11 protein-coding genes and 1 tRNA gene are annotated in these 20228 nt (G+C 67.8%); 3 read left to right on the top strand and 9 right to left on the bottom strand.

The annotated features are described in order from the left end of the window. Positions 1-4: 4 nt before the first annotated feature. From D7I44_RS05675 to D7I44_RS18080, 8 genes are all read right to left on the bottom strand, one after another. Positions 5-5359, bottom strand: coding sequence for an Ig-like domain-containing protein (locus tag D7I44_RS05675; RefSeq protein WP_120788597.1), 5355 nt, complete (start codon positions 5357-5359; stop codon positions 5-7). Next, the gene (locus D7I44_RS05670; protein WP_162940075.1) at positions 5352-6065 is read right to left on the bottom strand and encodes an FHA domain-containing protein; all 714 of its coding nucleotides are present in this window, start codon (positions 6063-6065) and stop codon (positions 5352-5354) included. Before D7I44_RS05670 ends, D7I44_RS05675 begins: the two co-directional genes overlap by 8 nt. Then, on the bottom strand, positions 6053-7699 hold the full coding sequence (locus tag D7I44_RS05665) for a serine/threonine-protein kinase (RefSeq protein WP_120788596.1): 1647 nt from the start codon (positions 7697-7699) through the stop codon (positions 6053-6055). Before D7I44_RS05665 ends, D7I44_RS05670 begins: the two co-directional genes overlap by 13 nt. After that, positions 7699-8973, bottom strand: coding sequence for an FHA domain-containing protein (locus D7I44_RS05660; protein ID WP_120788595.1), 1275 nt, complete (start codon positions 8971-8973; stop codon positions 7699-7701). Before D7I44_RS05660 ends, D7I44_RS05665 begins: the two co-directional genes overlap by 1 nt. Positions 8974-8978: 5 nt before the next feature. Beyond that, a complete protein-coding gene (locus tag D7I44_RS05655; protein ID WP_120788594.1) occupies positions 8979-9800 on the bottom strand; it encodes a PP2C family protein-serine/threonine phosphatase in 822 nt (273 codons plus the stop codon). Between the two features lie 83 nt (positions 9801-9883). Further along, complete coding sequence (radA, locus tag D7I44_RS05650; protein WP_120788593.1) at positions 9884-11218, bottom strand: DNA repair protein RadA; 1335 nt, start codon at positions 11216-11218, stop codon at positions 9884-9886. A gap of 98 nt (positions 11219-11316) precedes the next feature. Then, positions 11317-12414: a lysylphosphatidylglycerol synthase domain-containing protein gene (locus D7I44_RS05645; protein ID WP_120788592.1), complete on the bottom strand. Its 1098-nt coding sequence runs from the start codon at positions 12412-12414 to the stop codon at positions 11317-11319. Further along, entirely contained in the window at positions 12411-12548 is a 138-nt protein-coding gene (locus D7I44_RS18080) for a hypothetical protein (protein WP_162940074.1), read from the bottom strand. Before D7I44_RS18080 ends, D7I44_RS05645 begins: the two co-directional genes overlap by 4 nt. Positions 12549-13006: 458 nt before the next feature. Here D7I44_RS18080 and D7I44_RS05640 point away from each other — a divergent pair. The 3 genes from D7I44_RS05640 to D7I44_RS05635 all read left to right on the top strand — a co-directional run bounded on the left by D7I44_RS05640 (position 13007) and on the right by D7I44_RS05635 (position 19367). After that, a tRNA-Ser gene (locus D7I44_RS05640) sits at positions 13007-13096 on the top strand. A 123-nt stretch (positions 13097-13219) separates the two neighbouring features. Then, the gene (locus tag D7I44_RS18075) at positions 13220-13657 is read left to right on the top strand and encodes a hypothetical protein (protein ID WP_162939967.1); all 438 of its coding nucleotides are present in this window, start codon (positions 13220-13222) and stop codon (positions 13655-13657) included. Positions 13658-13919: 262 nt separating this feature from the next. After that, complete coding sequence (locus D7I44_RS05635; protein WP_342768601.1) at positions 13920-19367, top strand: fibronectin type III domain-containing protein; 5448 nt, start codon at positions 13920-13922, stop codon at positions 19365-19367. A 229-nt stretch (positions 19368-19596) separates the two neighbouring features. Here the strand turns inward: D7I44_RS05635 and D7I44_RS05630 are convergent, their stop codons facing one another. Then, a complete protein-coding gene (locus D7I44_RS05630) occupies positions 19597-20226 on the bottom strand; it encodes a LysE family translocator (RefSeq protein WP_120788590.1) in 630 nt (209 codons plus the stop codon). Between the last annotated feature and the right edge of the window lie 2 nt (positions 20227-20228).

Raw genomic sequence — 20228 nt, 5'->3', positions numbered from 1 at the left:
CTGATCAGGGATGGAAGTTGGCGTGGTTGCTCTCAACGCCGCCGACGACGGCCCACGAGTTGTCGAAGCCGCAGCGGCCCTTGTTGGCGCCGTCGTTGCTGTTCAGGGACGCGCTGCCGCTCGCGCCGACGGAGATCGAGTCGGTCCAGACGTCGGGGCCGCTGCCGTCGCAGTAGTACTGCACTGTGTAGGTGCCCGGGTCGAAGTTCGCGACCGCGACGTGGTAGTAATAGCAGCCGCCGATGTTGCAGCCGGAGTCCCAGACCACGCCCGCCGACTTGTTGGGCGACACGGTGACGCTCGGGTCGGGCTTCTTGACGGTGACCGAGTTGGACTGTCTCGCCCCTGACTTCACGCCGCCTTCATTCACCGCGACGACCGTGAACGAGTACGTCCCCACGCCCTTGTTGGCGACGGAGTAGGACGTGGCCTTGACGCCGGTGGCGATCGACTTGCCGTTGAGGGCGAGGTTGTAGGTCACCGACTTGCCGCCGATGCCTGCTCCCGTCACCGCCGCCCACTTCAGTGAGAGCGTCGCCGGCGCGGTACCGCTCGCGGTGATGTTGGCGGAGGAGGGGGCGGAAGGCGTGCCGTAGGGCGTGACCTTCGTGCTCGCGGTCGACGGCGCCGACGGACCGTCTGCGTTGTACGCCTTCACGGTGAAGCTGTACGCGGTGCCGTTGGTCAGGCCCGTGAAGCTGTATGTGCCGGGTGCGGTCTCGGTAAGTGTCCTGGTGGCCGGGCTCGAGACGATCTCGTACTTCGTCACCGCGAAGCCGTTGTTGCTCGCCGGAGCCTTGAAGGTCACCTTCGTTTGGCCGTCTGAGGTTGTGGATGCGCTGACCGACGGCGCCGACGGCGCGTCCGGGACGTCGTGGATCGTCACCTGCAGCTGGCCGATCACCTGCTGGGTGCGAGCAGGGTCCTTCGTGGCGTCGACCACCTCGTAGGTGATGTTGACCTTTCCCGGAGGGGCGGCGCTCGCCGCATTGACGGTGATCGAGTTCGACGTCGAGCTGATCGACACCCCCTTCGGGCCGCTCACCAGCGCAGCCTTCGTGATCGTCAGCGGCGTGTCGGGGAACGGGTTGATCCAGTCTTTGGTGCCGACGATGTCCGAGTAGGTCATGGCCGCCTTGCCGCGCTGCATGCTGAGCGTCTGCGGTGCGTCCTTCTGCTGCGCGAGCGGCCGGGTCGAGCTCGTCACGGTGACGTCGACCTCGCCGGGGATCGAGAAGTTCGCCGACTTTATCGTGAACCGGAAGACAGCGGTCGTCCCCGGCTTCTGCGTCACCGGCGCCTGCACCGACAGCGTCGAGCCGCTGAGCGACGCGGTCACGCCGTTCACGCTGAGCGACTGGAGGTCGGTGTACTGGAGGCTCGCGAGGATCTGCGGGTTGGGGTGATAGCTCGCCGCGCGCAGGTCGACCTTCTTCGCGGCCTCGCCCGGCTCGATCTGTTCCTTCGGCGTGGTGAACGTCGGCGGCACGTCGGACTGGTCCTTCGACCCCACGGTGATGGGCAGCACGAGCGTCGTGATCCGGTCGGTCGTGGCGCCGTCTTCCTTCCCGTCGTCGACATTGAAGGTGACGGATGCCGGGCCGCGATAGTCCTTCGCCGGCTTGAAGGTGAACGACGAGCCGGAGCCCGAGACGCTGCCGTGGTCGCTCGTCGGCGTGCCGGACAGGGTGGCCGGGCGGCCGGACGGCACGTCGAGGATCGCGCCGAACGAGAACGACTTCGACCCGTTCATCTCGACGACCTGCTCGCCGAGCCCCGGCTTGATGCGCGGGGCGTCGGTCACCTTGCGCGACACCGCGTTCTGGTTCTCGTTCGGAGGCGGCGTGGTCTTGATGCCGCGCGGCGGGATCACGATGAACGCCTCACCGGTCAGCTTCGTCGCCGGGTCGGTGACCTGATACGGGATGATCGTGCGCTGTGGCTGCGTCTTCACCGTCACCGCGCCGTCGTCGCCGACGGCGGCGAGCTTCGCGTTCTCGCCGGTGGCCTGCACCGTGAGGTCGGCGACCGCGCCAGACGGGTTCGTGGCGCCGTCGAGCGCGTCGACCGTGACCGAGGCCTTCTGCTGCGCCTGCGCGGCGGGGATGTAGTGGTCGACGGCGGTCGGGTAGCGCGGCTTCGCGGTCTTCGAGACGGTGACCTGCACATAGGCAGCAGCGCGGCCGCCGTGGCCGTTGTTGACGTTGTAGTGCAGCGTGTAGACGCCCTCGTCGTTCGGCGCGGTGAACAGCACGGCCGAGCCGTCGACCTTCACGTCGGTGAGCGCCGGGTCGACCTGATCGAGCTTCTTCTCGAGCGTGAGGGGGTAGCCGTTCGGGTCGCTGTCATTGGCCAGCACCTGCACCGAACCGGTCTTCCCCGGCCGCACCTCGACCTTGTCGTTGACGGCGGTCGGCGGCTGCAGCGTGGTCGGCCGAGGGATCACGGCGATGCGGATCTCACCGGTGGCCGTCTTCCCGTAGGCATCCTCGACCTGGTAGTGGAACTGATCGGTACCGGCGCCCGAGTCCGCTGCGCGGTAGGTGAAGCCGGTCGCGTTCGTGCCGGAGACCGCGCCGAGCCTCGGCTTGTCTGTGATGCCGTCGAAGAACACCGAGTCGCCGTCGGGGTCGGTGCCGGCGAGCGGCACGGTGATCGGCACGGTGCTGCCGGCGAACACCCGGCCGGTCACGGTGAGCGGGTCGGGAGCCTGGTCGGTTCCGGTCGGGATCACGTTGAAGATGACATCGGCGGATGCCGTCTGCTGATGCTCGTCGGAGATCGAGTAGGTGACGCTGTACTGCCCGGGCTTCGTCGGCGCCTGGTAGCGCACGGTCGTGCCGCTCACGAACGCCGTGCCGCCCGCGTTCTCGGTCGACTTCAGCGTCGGGTCGAGGGCGAACGGCTGGTCGTCGGGCGAGTAGTCGTTGTCGAGCACGTCGACCGTGGCGATGTCGCCCGCGCGCACATTGACCGCGTCGGCGACAGCGACCGGCGGCTGGTAGTTGACGAGCGGCGCGACCGGCACCACGGTGATCGTGCCCTTGGCCGACTTCACGCCGTCGCTGACGGTGTACTCGAGCTGCACCTGCTTCTCGAGGACCCCGGGCGAGGTGATCTTGACGAGGGTGTTGTCGAGCAGCTGGATGTTGATCGCCCCGGCATCCGCCCCGCCCGTCACCTGCTGCACCGCGAGCACCCGGCCAGACGGCGAGACGTCGTTGTCGAGCGGCGTGACCGAGGTCGTCTGGCCGGGGTGCACGTAGGCGATGTCGTTGACAGCGAGCGGCACCGCGTCCTTGTCCTGCGGCTGCACGACGTCGACGCGGATCAGCCCGTCGACCGCCTTCCGGTCGCCCGCGCCGAGCTTGTAGGTGAGGTAATAGGTGCCGACCGTGGTGCCCGTGACCGACAGGGTGCCCTGCTCCTGGTTGACGCGCAGCGTGAGCGAGGGGTCGGTCGAGGTCGCGTCGTCGAGCACGAGCTGGTCGCCGGACGGCGAGGTGTCGTTCTTCAGCGGGTCGATCGTGGTGGCCTGGCCGACCGTCGCCTGCGCGAAGTCGGGCACCGCGATCTGCGCGAGCGTGCCCTTCTCCTTCACGTTCACCTCGAGCGTGCCCTGCGCCTTCAGCACCCCGTCGGAGACGGTGAAGTCGACGGTCTTGGTGCCGACCTGGTTCGAGGTGTTCGTGAAGGTGATGTCGCCGTCGGGCGTGAACGACACATCGTCCTGGCTGGTGGGCGCCGCGCTCTGCAGGAAGATCGAGTCGCCGTCGGGGTCGCGCCAGTCCTGCAGCACGTTGTAGCTGATCGACTGCCCGGCCTCGACGTCGATCGAGCTCGAGCGCTGCGCGGCGGGCGCCGCGTTCTCTGCGGGCGGATGCACGCGCACCTGCACGTTCGCGGTGGCGTCGCCGCCGGGGCGGCCGTCGGTGACCGTGTACTTGAACGCCGCGCTCGAGGCGTCGGGCGCCGGGGTGAACTGCAGCGCGCGGCCGCCGTCGATGACGTCGAGCTTGCCCGCCGAGGCGGGCACGGCATCGGTCGACTTCACGGTGAGCACGTCACCGTCGGGGTCCTGGTCGTTGTCGAGCACGGGCAGGATCGTGGTGCGCCCGGGCCGCACGCCGAGGTCGTCGTCCTGCGGTTCTGGCCGGTGGTTCTCGGGCGTGCGGTTCGCGAGCGTCTGCTGGAAGGACTGCACGACCGGCACTTCCTGGCCGGTGTCCGACTGCTTCTTCTGCGTGTTGTTGGGCTCGAGCATCTCCCAGTTGCGCACGAGCTTCATGTTCTCGGACACGATCCACGCGTCGCCGTTCTGCACGTTGTTGAGCGCGATGACGTTCCGGTTCACACGGAAGCGCAGGTCGTCGCCCGAGACGACTTCGCCGATGCTCTGCGCGATCGGCTTCTTGCCCTCGCACGCGTAGAGGTAGCGCCCGCTGGCGGCCCACGCTCCGTAGTCGCAGCCCTTCAGCTGCACCGGCGCTGACACCCCGGCGACCGGCACTGACCCGGTCGCGCTGCCGCCCGCATCGATCGAGGCGGCGTCACCGCCGTCGAGCGGCACGCGATACAGGCGATCGGATGCCGCGACCAGCACATTCGACGACGAGGCGCTCGCCTGTTGCAGCCTGAGGCCTGCGCCCGGCAGCTTCAGCTCCTTGTCGGGGGTGCGCAGCCGTTTGCCTCCGTCGTCGAGGATGACGGGCGTCGTACCGACCGCGGTGATCTGCGGGCTGCCCGCGACCGCGAGCTCGGTCGTCTGGGTCCTCGCGCCGGGGTGCTCGACGGTCACGAGCTTGTCCTGGGCCGATGACGCGGCGAAGGTCTCGCCCTTCGCGTCGACGACGGCGACGGCGCCCTTGCCGAGCTTCGCGGCAGGCTTCGTCTTCGCGGCGCTGAAGGTGAGCTGGTTGCTCGCGTCGATCGACCACAGCCGCCCGTCGGGGGCGAGGATCGCGAGGGTGTTCCCGCCGTAGCCGACCCACGAGTCGTCGGGAATCGTGATCTGGTCGGTGAGGCTCACGTAGGCGGGGTCGATCTTCTGCACGGAGCCCTTCGAGGCATCCGTCAGGAAGTAGGCAGAGCCGTTCTGCAGAACGTCGAGGTCTTCGGAGGAGCCGTTCACCGCGGCATCCAGCTCATCGATCTGGTGGTTGAGCCGGCCGCCGAGCAGCTTGGCGCCGTTCGTCACCCACACGTCGGCCGCGTTCAGGTTCACGTCGCTCACGGGGAAGCCCTTGTGCAGCACGGCGACGGTGGTCGGGACGCCCGCGACCACGGCGACGGCGGCGACGGATGCCAGGGTGCGGTGCCGCTTCAGCCGCGTGAACACGCCGCGCGCTGCGTCAGTCATTGTCGGAATCCTGAGGGGCGTCGAGGCTCGGCAGGTCTTCGGGGCCGACCAGGTGGGTGGCGACCGCGTACTCGACGAGTCGCGCGCGCCGACCCGTCGCGAGCTTCCCCGGCCCGCCGCGCAGCCCGGCCACACCGAGCTTGTCGAGCTTGTCGCAGACGTTGTCGAGCTTGCGGTTGAACTTGGTCAGGTTCCAGCCGAGCCGGGCGGCGGCTTCCGCTGAGCTCGGCACCGAGCCGCGGCCGGCGATGCGTTCGGTCAGCACTCCCTCTGCAAGCGCGACGATCAGCAGCTTCTGACTGCTCGTGAGCGTGACCGGCAGCACGGTCGTCGAGCCGAGCTCGCGGCTCATCACCGACGAGGTCTCGTAGAGGTTGCCGTCGCTGTGAACCATGAGGTCATAGGTCGTGGAGCCCGCGCTGAACATCACATGCAGCTTCTGGAATACGATCGGCAGTCGCGCGCCGGGTGCCAGCCATGCCTGCACGGCACCCGAGGAGTCGGCGACGGTCGCGGTCAGCAGGTTGCCGACGTTGGCGATCCACCACATGCCGTGCTCGGAATACAGGCTCAGGAAGTGGCGGTGCAGGTAGGGGTTCTCGTCGATCGAGAGGTCGGCCTCGCGCCCGATCATGAACGGCGTGCTCTCGTCGACCTCGTACCACTCGCCGATGTACTCGACCCGCAGCCGGTTCACTTCGTGCACTCCGTCAGCGGGTTCGGCGAGGTGCGGCCCGACCGCAGAATGCGCACCTGGATGCACGCCTGCGAGGCGGGGTCAGCACCCGTGACCACCGCCTTCGGCTGATCGACCGTCTCCGACGTGGGGTTCGTCGCCTGCAGCATCCACACGTACTGGTCGCCCTTCGCGGGGTCGGGGTTCGACCAGGTGAAGGTGACCGTGCCTCCGTCGCGCGTGACGTCACCTGCCTTGGGCTCGGGCACGACCTGCACCAGCGGGCCGCCCGAGTCGCTCGTCTGCGTCGCTGTCGAGTGGTGCTTCGGCTTCGGGCTCGCGACCACGCCGATGATCACGGCCGCCGCGATCACCACAGCAGCGGCTGCCGCGATTCCGATGATCAGCCCGCGGCGCCTGGGGTTCGGATGCTGGGCCGCGCCAGCCTCGTCGGCGCCCGACGCCTCCGCGGGTATGCCGGGGGAGCTCTGCGCCCCGACGGTGCGCGGCCGCACGACCGTGTGCGCCTCGGCCGCCGGAGCCGCTGCCTGCGCGGCCGTGGCCGCAGGGGCCGGCGTGACGAGCGGGGTGATCCCGCGCACCCGCGTCGCCTGCTCTTCGACCGTGGTCGCCGCGGGCGGCGGGGCGATCGGCCGCGGCGGCTCCTTCAGGCCGGATTGCGCCTCGACCGTCGCGATCGGTCGGAAGCGCGTCTCATCGCCGCCCTCGCTCTGCGGTCGGGCGAGCGCCTCGGCGCCGAGGCTCGGCAGGTCGATGCCCGTCGGGGAATACCCGAGCTCGAGCTCGATGCGCTGCAGCGCGCGCACGAAGTCGACCGCGGTCGCGTAGCGGTCGGCGCGCCGCGGTGACATCGCAGTGTTGAGCACTGCGACGAGCGAGCGGGGCACGTCGTCACGGCCGATGGGGGTGATCGCGCCGCGCTCGATGCGCCCGATGAGGTCGAGCGTGCCGTTGCTCTTGCCCGGCAGCTCGAAGGGCGTGCGCCCGGCGAGCACGGTGTGGATCGTCGCCGCGAGCGAGAACACATCGCTGCGCACATCGGGATCGGGGTCGTCCTGGAACATCTCCGACGGCGACCACGGCACAGACAGCCCGATCGACGCGGTGCTCTCGCCGCCGCCGCCGAGCGAGGTGGTGTGAGACGGCACGTCGCCCTCGAGGTTCGACGCGATGCCGAAGTCGGTGAGCGCCGGCCAGCCGAAGCCGTTGGTCAGCACATTGGCGGGCTTGATGTCGCGGTGCAGGATGCCCTGCGCATGGGCCGCGGCGACGGCACTCCCGACGCGGATCCCGGTGCGCAGCGCGTCGGCGACATCGAGCGGCCGCGCCTTGTAGCGCTCGGCAAGGCTCGCACCCGGGCAGTACTCCATGACGAAATACGGGCGGGACCCTTCGGCGAGGTCGGCGTGGTAGATCGTGACGATGTACGGGTGCGTCGAGAGCTGCGCCATCACGTTCGCCTCTGCGACGAAGCGCTTGCGCGCCTCGCCGTCGAGCCCGTCGGCGAGCAGCACCTTCACGGCGACGTCGCGCCGGGGCAGCTGCTGCTTGTAGAGGAAGACGTCGGCGAAGCCGCCCGAGCCGAGCAGTCTCTCGTATTCGAACCCCGGCAGCTGCGGCGGGGTGGAGATCGCTCGGCGCATCAGCGATCCGCCGCCCGGCCGGACTCGACGACGGTGATGCGGATGCCGCCGCCGAGGTCGACGATCGTGCCGGCGAGTGCGCTCGTCGGCTCGCCTTCGCGCAGCTTTTGCGGCGGGCGGCCGGGAAGCGACATCAGCGTTCCGTTGCGCGAGTGCAGGTCGGTGATGACGACGGTGCCGCCCTCAACGGTGAACCGCACGTGGTTGCGCGAGATGTCCGCGTCGGCCGCGCCGACCGTGACGAGCCGCGGAATGCCGCTGCCGCTCACCTTGTTCGCGCTCGGGCTGCGGCCCACCACGACCGGCCGGTCGAGCAGTTCGCTGCGCCCGTCGGGAAGCTCGATGCGGAACTGGGGGTCGGCAGAATCTCCGACCCTCGCAGGCATAGCCTGCTCGGCGTCCGCCGCGCGGCGACCCGCTGGATCGTCGCGCCCAGCGGCGGACGCCGACGCCTTCTTCCGGAGTTCGGCGATGTCGCCCGACATCAGGGTGAGGCCGTCGTGGTCGCCCGCGTCCACGACGACCGGTTCCGCTTCTGCTTCGTCGTCGCCGTGCGGTCGCACCGCAGCCGACTCGACGCTCTTCAACTGAGTGATGCCGAACAGGTGGTCGTAGCCGGTCGTCCCCTCGGGGATCGGAGTCGAGTCCTCCGGCGCCTGCGCAGCAGCGACCGCGGGAAGCGGCGTGATGACGGTCTCTTCGTCGATCGAAGCGGGAAGAAGGGTCTCTTCAGCGGCGGCCGGCGCTTGGAGCAACGGCCCAGTGGGCCGTTGCGCGCCGGCCGCCGAGCGAGCTGCGCTCGCGAGGGGCAGCTCGGCCGAAGCAGTCGCCGAGGCATCCGCCGCCTGATACCGAACCCGGTCCCCCCAGATCACGCCGTCCGCGAGCGGAAGCGCCGCGCCGTCACCCGCGTCGGACGCCGACACGGTGAACCCGTCCACCCCGGAGATCAGCTGCTCGGTCCACGTCGTGATTCCTGCGCCCGACGCAGTGCACGGGCCGCTCGGCCCGGTGAACTCGAGCTCGACGGCACCGCGCACGACATAGTGCGCGCTCTGGCCTCGGTACTCGAGCAGAGCGAACGCGGGCATCGAGCTGAACCCGCCTGCGGTGAGCACATCCAGTGCGGCAGGAATCGCGTCGTCGGCGTGCAGAGCAGCGAGCAGCTCGTCGGGGTCGAGAGGGCGCGCGGAGGCAGCCTCGACCAGCAGCAGAGTGCCGGGAATCGCGACTGTGAGCCACCCCCCAGGTGCGGTCGCGTGGACCCTCAACACGCGCTTTACCCCCTTGGCCTGGTCTCTTCGAGCACTCCGAGCCCCCGCTCGTGCGTCTGGTCGGCATCGCCGCCCGCGTCGCTCGCGTGCGATTCAATCACTATCGCAGTGATGTTGTCATATCCACCTGCGAGGTCCGCGGCCTCGACCAGCTGCTGCGCGATGGTGCCCTCGGCCTCAGCGCCGAACACGACGTCGCCGGCCAGAATCCCGCTGATCATCTCCGTCGTGAGCAGCTTCGTGAGGCCGTCGGTGCAGATCAGGAAGGTGCGCACCTGGTCGTACGGCAGCACCCAGACATCGGCTTCGATCTCGTCGTCGGCGCCGAGCGCGCGGGTGATGACGTTGCGCTCGGGGTGCCGGGCGGCCTGCTCTTCCGTGATGACGCCGCGGTCGACGAGCTCCTGAACGGCGGAGTGGTCGACGGTGAGCTGCGTGAGCTCGCGCCCGTCCCAGCTGTAGACGCGTGAGTCGCCGACGTTCACCACCATCCAGTGGGGGCCGGTCTCCGTGAGCACGCGGGCGACGCCCGCGAGGGTCGTGCCCGCGACCGCGAGTCCGATCTCGCCGTGGGTCGAGAGCGCGCGCACCGCCAGATTGGCGTCGACGACAGCCTCAAGCACATCGTCGGGGGAGGGCTCAGATCCGGCCGGAACCCGGTCGGCCAAGGCGGCGACGGCCGCCTGGCTGGCGCGGTCGCCGAACGCGTGGCCACCCATGCCGTCGGCGACGAAGAAGAGCGGATCGCTCGCGAGGAACGAGTCCTCGTTGATCGAGCGCACTCGACCGACCGCGCTGTGCGCGCTGACGTCGATCTCGTGCGGCATCCGTTCCCCCTCCGGCGGTCCTAGGAATCGTAACGTGATCGGGGGGCGCGTCGGCGTGGGGAGCGCTCCCCATGGTCTCCCCGTTACGCCGCCGGCGCCTTCACCCCCTTGGGGATCGCGACGCTCACGTGCAGGGCGTCTGCATCGATGAGGGTCGTGAAGCCGAGCCGCCCGGCCTCGCTGGTGCGCTGCTTGCCGGCGGGGGCGGGGCGGATGTCGCCCGCGAGGCTGATCTCGCCGAACGCCGCCGTCTCGTTCGCGACCGTTCCGCCCGTCGTCGCGCTCGCGATCGCGAGGGCGATGGCGAGGTCGGCCGCGGGCTCGGTGACCCGCACCCCGCCGACCGTCGAGACATAGACGTCGCTTTTGCGCAGCGCCTCGAGGCCGCCGCGGCGGTCGAGCACGGCGATCAGCATCGCGACGCGCGCCGGGTCGACGCCGCTCGTGATGCGCCGCGGGTTCGATGCTTCGGTCGGGACGACGAGTGCCTGCACCTCGACGGGCAGCGGCCGCCTGCCCTCCATCGCGATGGTGACGCACGTGCCCGAGACGGGGATGACGGAGCGCGAGAGGAACAGGCCGCTCGGGTCGGGCACCTCGGCGATGCCGTCTGCGGTCATCTCGAAGCAGCCGACCTCGTCGGTCGGGCCGAACCGGTTCTTGAGCGCGCGCACGAAGCGCAGCGGCGTCTGGCGATCGCCCTCGAACTGGCACACCACGTCGACCAGGTGCTCGAGCAGGCGCGGCCCCGCGACGTTCCCGTCTTTCGTCACGTGCCCGACGAGCAGCACCGGCACGTTCCGCTCTTTCGCGACCCTGATCAGCGTGACCGCGACCTCGCGTACCCGCGCGGGGCCACCGGCGAGCCCGCCGACGTTCTCGCTCGAGACCGTCTGCACCGAGTCGACGATGACGAGCCCCGGCTTCACCGCGTCGATCTGCCCGACGATCGCCCCGAGCTCGGTCTCGGCAGCCAGATAGAGGTTGTCATGCAGCGCACCCGTGCGCTCGGCACGCAGCCGCACCTGGCTCGCGCTCTCTTCCGCGCTGACATAGAGGACCCGGTCGTAGGCCGCCGCCGCCTTCGACGCGACCTCGAGCAGCAGCGTCGACTTGCCGACCCCCGGCTCGCCGGAGAGCAGGATCGCCGCGCCCGGAACGATGCCGCCGCCCAGCACACGATCGAACTCGACGATGCCGCTGGGCCAATGGCTCGCAGCATCCGTCTCGATCTCATTGATCGGCCGCGCGCGCCGGTCGCCGCCGATCGCGACCGGATTCAGGGCGCGCAGGATGCCGGTGGGCGCTGCCGCCTCGATCACGGTGTTCCACTCGCCGCACTCGGCGCAGCGCCCTGCCCACTTCGAGGTGGACCAGCCGCACTCGGTGCAGGCGAAGTTCGTAGCTGTCTTCGGCATGCCCTCACGCTATGCGGGACCGCCGACATCGGCTCGTCGGTCAGCGGGCGTGGCGACCGCCGCCCATCTCCTCGCAGCGACCGACGCCTCGATGCTGCTCAGCTCTGCGGCCGGCCGGATGATGCGGCGGCCTCGGCAGGTGTCTCCTGGCGGCGGCGGCGCACGCCGCCGCGCCAGACCAGCACGGCGATCGCGCCGAGCAGGAACGACCCTGCGATCGTGTATGCCCGCCAGATCAGCAGCCCGGCGGTCGCCGTCTCCACGATGCCATCGCCGCTGGCCGCCGACAGCGCGAGCAAGATCGCGACATCGACGACGCCGGCGCCCTGCACCGGGAAAAGGGTCAACGGGTAGGCGAAGAAGAACGCGGCCGCGATGGTGACCAGGGATGCCTCGGACGGGTCGACGCCGACGAACCGCAGCGCCAGGGTCAGCAGCGTGAGATCCGCGAGGATCATGGCAGCGACGCCGAGCAGGCCGCGCGGCAGCCGGCGGCGCAGATTGCCAGCGATGCCGCGCTGGAAGGCCGCGAAAGCCTCGCCCCAGCTCTCAGGATCGACGCCGCGCCGCACTCGCCGCGCGACCCGCCCGCCCCACCGGCCGATGCGCACGGCCGAGGACTCGGCCCTGGCGACGAGCACCACCATCGTCACCAGGGCGGCCGACACGGCGAGGCTGAGCAGGTCGATCGCCCGGACGCCCAGCTTCTCGCCCACGATCGCGATGAGCGCGAAGCCGCCGAGTGGCGCGGCGAAGCGGACGATGAACAGCGACAGCGCATTCAGCACCGACCCCGCGACCGCGGTCGGCGTCGGGACGCCCCATGAGGTGAAGATCGCAATCCGCAGCGCGATGTCGCTCGGCGCGGGGGCGAAGGCAGCCGCGGTCATCGCGCTGAGGTCGTTCACGGTGGCGCGCCACAGCGAGATATCGGGGATGTACACCCGCAACGGCGTCGCGCTGAGAACCTGGCGGATCAGCAGAACACCCAGCAACCCGAGCAGCTGCCACCAGGTGAGGCGCTCCAGGGCTCCGCCGATCGTCGCGAAGTCGAGATTGCGAACCAGCCGGATCGCGGCGATGACGACGAGGGCGGCGAGCACGAGCAGGGCAAGGCGGATCGCCCAGCGCGTCCCGACGGACCGTGTGGCGGGTTGTCCGGTAGGCGGAGGCGTGCCGGGGCTCGTGTGTGTCATACCTTTGCATCCTGCCGCGGGGTCACCACCTGCGTGATGATCAGCAGGATCGAGGCGGTGACGGGGCTCGTGACGCGCGCGCCGAGCGTCAGCGTGAACCCGAGTGCGAACGGGGCGGTCGAGCGTGGGCGCATCTCGGCTCCTTCGGTCGAGACCTGGTCTGTCAACCCCCACAGCCTGTCTGTGATGGCCGGTGTTGTCGAGCGACTTCACCCGCGGATTCACCCGCGGCTCACCCTGGTACTGAAGATGCGCGTCCGGTCAGGGCGTCGAACATGCGTTACCGCGGGCGCAGCCGCGCCCGGGCGCCGCGATAACGGTGCTCATCGGCGCGGTCGTGCTGTTCGCGTCGGGCGCGCTGCCGTCGCCGATCGTGGCCGCTGTCGCTGCGATGTCACTGTTCTACGGGCGAAGCCACGACTCAGGGTGACGGCGGATGCCGCAGGCGGGGGCGCGTCGGCGGGCGATCCGGCAGCCGCGGTCATGTTGAATGACAGCGCTCTGTGGCATCCGCCTCAATACGCTGTTTCGCTGATTCCGTGCGCTTGATCTCGATTCGCTTCGCGCGCTGGGCTCACGTAAGATCGACCTCGGTACCGTGTCCGAGCGGCCGAAGGAGCATGTCTCGAAAACATGTGACGGTGCAAGCCGTCCGTGGGTTCAAATCCCACCGGTACCGCCATCGTGAAGCCCCCGCGATCCCAGTGTTTTCAAGGGATCCGGGGGTTTCCGCTTTCCTCAGAACCTCTTGCCGGGCGCTCCGCGAGTTCCCGTGCGCTGCGATTCTCATTGCTGTCGACAAGGCATGGGCGACCGCGACAATGGCACCCGCGACGGGAACCTTCGCCGCGGCCTGATCTGCCTCATCGGCTCGGATAATCCGCCACGCCAGGAGCTCGATGAGCGTCTGGCGGCCGCACACGGCCTCAACACGATCAAGACAACGCGTTCGTTCTTCGACCACGTCGAGGTGTGGCCGGATGTACTGCTTCTGGAGTTGCGCATGCGTCGCCATCGAGTACGACACCACCGGTCGCTGCAGCCTCGGACGCGCACCTGCTTTAGCGTGTCGAAGGATTCGCGGACATTGCGCAGTGAGAGTGCCGGCAAACAGGAGCGAGATGTCCTGCGCCGGCACGATGCTCCAGCTCGCGTCTCGACCAATCCACTTTGCGAGGTCCCTGCACCACCCGCAGATGCTCCGCCGTTCTGTTCGCATCGATGCGAGCGTGATCCATCGTGATCGAATCGTTTCGACGCGGGAACAATCGCTAGACGATCTGCTCAGAGATCGATGAGGCCTCGCCCGAAGAGGCGCCACTCCGCGCACTCGTCCCGACAACGACCGTCGGGATTCAGGTGCGGCCGGCGGCCCAAATCAGTCCGCCGACTCGATCGCGGTGAACGGCCCGGCGTTGCCCGGTCGCCGCGAAATCCAGGAACGGAGATTGCTCGTGTCACAGGAGACAGTGCTGCGCTCGAAGGTCGGTCGAAAGGCCCCGAAGATGCGAATCAGAGTGGCGATGCGCGCAAGCGCCGCCGCAGTTGTCGCACTCGTCGGAGTGCCTCTGGCGTCCCGTGCTGATGCGACAGATCCGGTGACCGTGAACGTCAACGGGGCGGATATCGCGTCGGCCGCGAGGAATGTGAATGGGCTCACCTTCAAGGGCTTCGGAATACTGTCCGGAAACTCTACGAGCGCACTGCTCCTTGACTACAAATCCCAGCATCCCGATCAGTACTGGCAACTCATCGAGACCTTGTTCGGCGGGACGCACCCGATCATGAACACCGTCAAGATCGAAATGGGTGACGATCGCAACTCGTCGACAGGACCCGAAGCGTCGACTATGCGCACACGAGACGAATACCCCAACGTGGAGCGTGAACCCGGTTTCCAGCTCGCAGCGGACGCGCAGAAGGTCGCGACCGGCAAGATCCAGATCAGCATTCTCCGCTGGAGCCGGCCGGCCTGGGTGACAGACGATCAGGACCAGTACATCTGGTTCAAGAACACCGTGCTCGCCGCGTACCGCCAGTACGGGATCATGGTCGACTCGATCAACCCGGACACCAACGAGACCGGATCGCCGAACGCGCAGCTCTACAAGGACTTCTCTGGCTGGCTACGCACCGACACCAAGGGGTATGAGGGCGCGACGGCGACCGACCCGAACAATGGATTCGCCTCGGCCGAGGAAGAGCAGCTCTTCCACAGCATCAAGACCATCGCCGCCGACACAGTCGGCACCCCGCCGGTCGCTTTCGACAATCAGCTGACATCGAGCACTGACTCGTCACTACGAGATGCTGTGGATGTCGTCGGATTCCACTACAGCAGCGCCGACGACAGCAACGGCAATCTCAAGAAACTGGCGCAGACCTACGACAAGGAGATCTGGAACTCCGAAGGCCAGTCGACCTTCTCCAGCTCGGCCGACAGGCCCAACAACAACACCAGCGATGAGGAAGGGGGAACCGGAACCCAGTTCGGCGGCGTGAACAGCGCGCTCGAAATGGCCAACTGGATCACGACCGGCTTCGCGGCCTCGAACCGCACCCTCAGCATCTTCCAGCCGGCAATCGGATCCTTCTACGACGGCTTCCAGTACTCGTCGAAGGAACTCGTGAGCGCGCGCGACCCGTGGTCCGGGTGGATTTACTACGACGGCGGCTTGGCGGTCCTGGAGCAGTTCACCCAGTTCGCAACGCTCGGTTGGGAGAACTCCGACAACACCGCTGGGATCTGGCGTGCGATCCCGCAGGCATCAGGCAGCCAGCTGGGCACGGGCAACCCGCCGAGCGGCGCCAGGCAGGGCGGTGCGTCGTATACGACTCTCGCCGCTCCGGACGCATCCGACTTCTCGACCGTGATGGTCAACGACAGCAAGTTCACGAAGACCTACCGCATCACCACCAATGGGCTCAATCTCGGCGATGACAAGACGATGGAGCTCTGGGAAACGCGCGCGGCCGATGACGGCGAGGCGTATGACGCGAACTATGTTCGACCCGTCGACGAGATCTCGCCCGCGGCCGACGGCTCATACACCGTCACAGTGAAGCCCTGGTCGACGCTGACCGCCACCACGCTGGACCACGCGGTCAAGGGGCCTGACGGAGCGCTCACGGCGAGGGCCGGCTATGGCGACACGTTGCCGACCTCGAAGGAATACACCGACGCGGACGGCGCGCGCGATGTGCTCGACACCGATTCGACCGGCAACCGCAACGGCGTGACCGATGACGACTTCCTCTACGCGGACGATTTCGACTACAGCGAGGAAGGTGACGTCAAGACCTACGACCCCGCAACCGGAACCCTCGTGGACAGCGGCGAATCGTTCCTGAACAGCCGCGGCAGCGAGCCGAAACCGGCTGGCACCCCGAGCGTTCAGAACGAGGACAATGGCGCGATCCCCAGATACACGGACGACACGAACGGCGCATTCGAATCCGTTGCGACTTCGGACGCGGCGCACGGTCGCGTGCTCCGCCAACAGGTCGGACCCGGCATGATCGGCGGCGCGTGGAACAGCGGAGACCCCGAGACGACGATCGGCGATTCCCGATGGGCGAACTACACGGTCTCCACTGACGTCCAGTTCGAAGCCACTGGAACGGGCGAGTACGCCACCGTCGGTGCGCGCGAGCAAGGCGGCACAGCCAACGGTGAGAGCGTGTCGGTCGCTGAGCTGAAGGTCGATCCAACGGGCGCCTGGACGTTCCAGCGATACGGCACCCCCATCGCCAGTGGGACCGCCTCAAGCATCCCTGCCACCGCTTTCAAGACGGGAGCAGGGGTCTGGAACAACATCGCGGTGAAGGTGGCTGGGCCCGTCTACGCGGCCTATCTCAATGGAGTTCAGATCGCCGCCTATACGGATGCTTCACCGCAAGCCACCGGCCGAATCCAGCTCGGATCCAGCTTCAACTTCGTCGACTTCGACAACCTCAAGGTGACCACGGTTCCCGGCTACACGCCGTATGAGACGACCCTCATCGATGGCATGCACCAGACGAGTTGGGAGAACAACTCCGTTCCGGTTCTTCAATTCGACAGCGGGTGGAACAACACCAACGGCCAGGGAATGTACGAGTACCAGCGCACTTCGGCCACGAGCACGCGCAAGGGCGCATCGATGACGTACACGTTCACCGGCACCGGGCTCGATATCATCGGCACGAACTCGGGCAAGCCGACGCTCGATGTCTCCGTGGACGGGGCTGACATCGAACGGTCTGCTCCCACCCTCAGCGCCGGAAGCGAGCGCACCGCGTTCACGCTGCGCGGTCTCAAGAACGGCCCCCACACCGTGGTGCTGACAACGGCCACCGCCGATCCGTTCAACGTCGACGCCGTCGGCGTGATCACGGCGAATGCCGACTCGACAAAGGTGGACACGAGCGGCCTCGCGGCAGCCGTCAATCATGCGGATGCGCTCGACCAGACGGATTACAGCACGGACTCCTGGGCTCAGCTCGCACTGGCTCTCACGGATGCTCGTGCTGCTGTGGCTGACCCCTCCGGATTCGGCTTGGATGCGGAAGGGGCGGCTGCGATCGCGACCCGACTCGCTTCCGCGGTCGACGCCCTCGTGCCGAAGGATGTCAGTGCGGATGTGACCGATGTCGGCACTGTGGCGATCACGGCACCCGATCGGAAGCTGCCGACGTCGCTCACGATAGATGGCACAAGCATGGCTGTCACATGGAGTGCGAGCGGGCTCGCGACGGCGAAGACTGCCGCCGAGCTGACCACGTTCGTGGCAACGGGGCAGACATCCGACCGGTTGCCGTCCGGTGTCTATCAACGCTTCACCGCCACTGTTCTCGTTACGCCCGGTGATCTGACCTACTTCATCGACTCGGGATCGTCAGGTGCCACCGCTGGGTCAGAGTATTCGGCAGTTGCGGCCGCCTTCCCCGAGTTGCGCAACGCCACCAGCGACCAGAAGTGGGACGGGAAGACCTCGGGCACGACGTGGGGCTACTCGTCGCCGTCGACGACCATTGCGGCCGGTTCCCCGCAGGACTGGGGTTCGTCCTATCTCGGAGCCGACTACAACAAGCCGATCACTTACCACCTCACTCTGCCCGCCGGCAGCTACAACGTCGTCGGCGTCCAAGCGCCGCGAGCGGGGCTCACCACGAACATCTACTCAAAGGTGACAGTCGGAAACGCATCGACCACGAAGTCCGCGGTGTCGACGGGTTCGGCCACGCCGGTCGCTCAGCAGATCACCCTCGATGCGGCATCCGTCGTGAATCTGGAATTCGGGACGACAGGAACAAGTGGGTACAACGCACGGCTCGCACTGGTCTATGTGCAGGTCGTGCCCCGCAACGTCGGCGTCCAGGGCGCATTGGGCGTCAAGGATGACCTGCCTGACACGGTGAAGGTCAACGGAACCGACGAGCCTGTGATCTGGGACGCGGATTCCGCGGCGCAGGCGCGGACGGAGCTCGCGGAGCTCACTGTGACAGGGCGGCTCAGCGACACCAACGCTCCCGTGGTGGCGAGCTACGAGGTGATTCCGCAGGGACTGGCCTACTTCATCGACTCAGGCACCGGCGGGGTCGACTCGCCAGAGTACGCCGCGGTGAAGGCAGCGGTCCCCACCTTGCGCAACGACAAGGTCGATCAGGCCTCGACTGCCGAAGACCAGTGGGGCTATGTCGCAGACGGGATGGAGACCAAGGCGGGAACGGATATCAACGACAAGTACTCGACCGGCCTCTACCAGGACACCACGAAACTCGAATATCACCTGCCGCTGGATGCCGGCACGTATACGTTGACCGGCGGATTCACCGAGTGGTGGGGGCTGAACCGCACGATGAACCAAACGGTGTCGGTGGGAGGCACGGAACTTGCGAAGGGCAACATCCCGCTGTCCGGTTCGAGCACCCCTCTCACGGCGGGACTCACCTTCACGCTCGCGGCTCCTGCCACGGTTGACTACGTCGTGACCAACGAGGGCGCGGGCAGCCAGCTGCCGGTCATCTCGTGGCTCGCCGTCGCGGATGTGACGCTTCCCGGCGCGCCGGGAAACGTCACGGCCACCGCCACCGGAGACACCTCGATCAAAGTGACGTGGGATGCCCCGAGCCCGACCGGTCTGGGGTTCTCCGGGTACCGCGTCTACGACGGAGACGGGACGACGCCCGTTTGCGAGACGGCGAGCACGCAGTGCTCCATCACGGGATTGAACCTCGGATCGACGCATACCTATCGCGTATCGGGAGTCAACCAGGTCGGCGAAGGAGCGCTCTCCGTAGCAACCGCACCGATCGTGCTACCCGAAGTTCCCTCGAATGACGGTGCTCTCGCCAGTCCCGCCCAGGGCATCCTGTCGTCAAACAACGGCTGGGACACCGGTCTCCAGGACGGCGATTTCCAGATCACCATGAACATGTGGTGGGGGGTGAACGGGTCGCTCTTCAAGCTCTATCAGAACGGAGGCCTGGTGAAGTCGGTGCGCCTGAGCATGGCGACGCCGAGCGCACAGAAGGCCGTCGTCGACATTTCGGGGCTCAAGAACGGCACGTACACCTTCACGGGCGCGCTGGTGAACTCGAAGGGCACGACGGCGACCACGCCGCTCACGGTCACGGTGACGGACGCCAACCCTGGCGTGCCGGTTCTGTCGTCCGACAACTGGGACAACGACGGCACGTACGAGATCAGCGCGAACCTGTGGTGGGGCACGAATGCCACCTCATACACGTTCCTGGAGAACGGCGTCGAGGTCTCGTCAGGGAAGCTCACCGCAGCGACGCCCGGTGCGCAGACGGCCGTTCTGGCGGTGACCAATAAGGCAGTCGGCACGTACATCTACACGGTCGAGTTCACCAATGCGGCCGGCACGACAGTGAGTTCGCCGCTGACCGTGAACGTGCTGACGGGCTCGGGGCCCGCGGCCGTCGGGCACGGACTGAAAATGTCCTAGCGAGGAAAGACGTTCGGCTGACCACAGCCGCCGCGCCAACCAAAATGTTGTATCGAATCTGCCCGCATTTTGCCCAGGACCGAGCGGAATCGAGGATGACCGTAAGTCACCGTTGTCACTGGAAATCAGCGATCTTTCGGTGCGGCTGGCGATGTTCCGGGTATCCAACAGGGTTGAAACGGGATCACATCCCGCCGATACCGCCAAGACCTCCGGCCAGGCTTTCTGGTCACCCGATCTGCACGATCCGCTCCACAGCCATTGCGACCCCGACGACGACCATCGCGACCCCGCTGACGCGCGAGATGATCGTGACGACGACGGGCCTCAACCCCAGCACGGCGTGCGCGAGGGCGCCGAGGCCGCTGTAGAACGCCGCGCAGGTCGCCGCGAAGACGAGGCCGAGCGCCGCGAGTTGCGCCGCGATGGGCCACCCGGCGGCGGTGTCGGTGAACTGCGGCAGAATCGCGACGAACACCAGCAGCCCCTTCGGGTTCAGGCCGCTGACGCCGACGCCGCGCGCCACGCGGGTGAGCGGCGGCGGTGAGACGGATGCCTGCCCCGAAGCCCCGTGCACGCCCGCCGGCCGGCGCAGCACGCTCACGCCGAGATAAACCAGATACGCCGCGCCGGCGATCGTGATCGCCGTCAGCAGGGCGGGCGTGTGAGCGACGAGGGCGCCGACGCCGGCCGCGACGGCAGCCGTGAGCCCGATATAGCCGAGCACGATCCCGGCGACGGCCGGGAACGGGCTGCGATCGCGCAGGCCGGCGGCGAGCACATAGGCCCAGTCCGGGCCCGGCACGGCGATGAGCAGCGCCACCACACCCCAGAACGCGAGCAGCAGCGAGATATTCATGA

The organism is Gryllotalpicola protaetiae (genome assembly GCF_003627055.1).
In the GTDB taxonomy this organism is placed as follows: Bacteria; Actinomycetota; Actinomycetes; order Actinomycetales; family Microbacteriaceae; genus Gryllotalpicola; species Gryllotalpicola protaetiae.
The sequence above is the reverse complement of the archived record's forward strand: the minus strand, read 5'-3'. Positions and strand labels throughout refer to the sequence as shown.

Excerpts from the sequence above, each read along its gene's own strand:
- D7I44_RS05675 (WP_120788597.1), bottom strand. The coding sequence starts at position 5,359 with ATGACTGACGCAGCGCGCGGCGTGTTCACGCGGCTGAAGCGGCACCGC.
- D7I44_RS05665 (WP_120788596.1), bottom strand. The coding sequence starts at position 7,699 with ATGCGCCGAGCGATCTCCACCCCGCCGCAGCTGCCGGGGTTCGAATAC.
- D7I44_RS05655 (WP_120788594.1), bottom strand. The coding sequence starts at position 9,800 with ATGCCGCACGAGATCGACGTCAGCGCGCACAGCGCGGTCGGTCGAGTG.
- radA (WP_120788593.1), bottom strand. The coding sequence starts at position 11,218 with ATGCCGAAGACAGCTACGAACTTCGCCTGCACCGAGTGCGGCTGGTCC.
- D7I44_RS05645 (WP_120788592.1), bottom strand. The coding sequence starts at position 12,414 with ATGACACACACGAGCCCCGGCACGCCTCCGCCTACCGGACAACCCGCC.
- D7I44_RS18080 (WP_162940074.1), bottom strand. The coding sequence starts at position 12,548 with ATGCGCCCACGCTCGACCGCCCCGTTCGCACTCGGGTTCACGCTGACG.
- D7I44_RS18075 (WP_162939967.1), top strand. The coding sequence starts at position 13,220 with ATGGGCGACCGCGACAATGGCACCCGCGACGGGAACCTTCGCCGCGGC.
- D7I44_RS05635 (WP_342768601.1), top strand. The coding sequence starts at position 13,920 with ATGCGAATCAGAGTGGCGATGCGCGCAAGCGCCGCCGCAGTTGTCGCA.
- D7I44_RS05630 (WP_120788590.1), bottom strand. The coding sequence starts at position 20,226 with ATGAATATCTCGCTGCTGCTCGCGTTCTGGGGTGTGGTGGCGCTGCTC.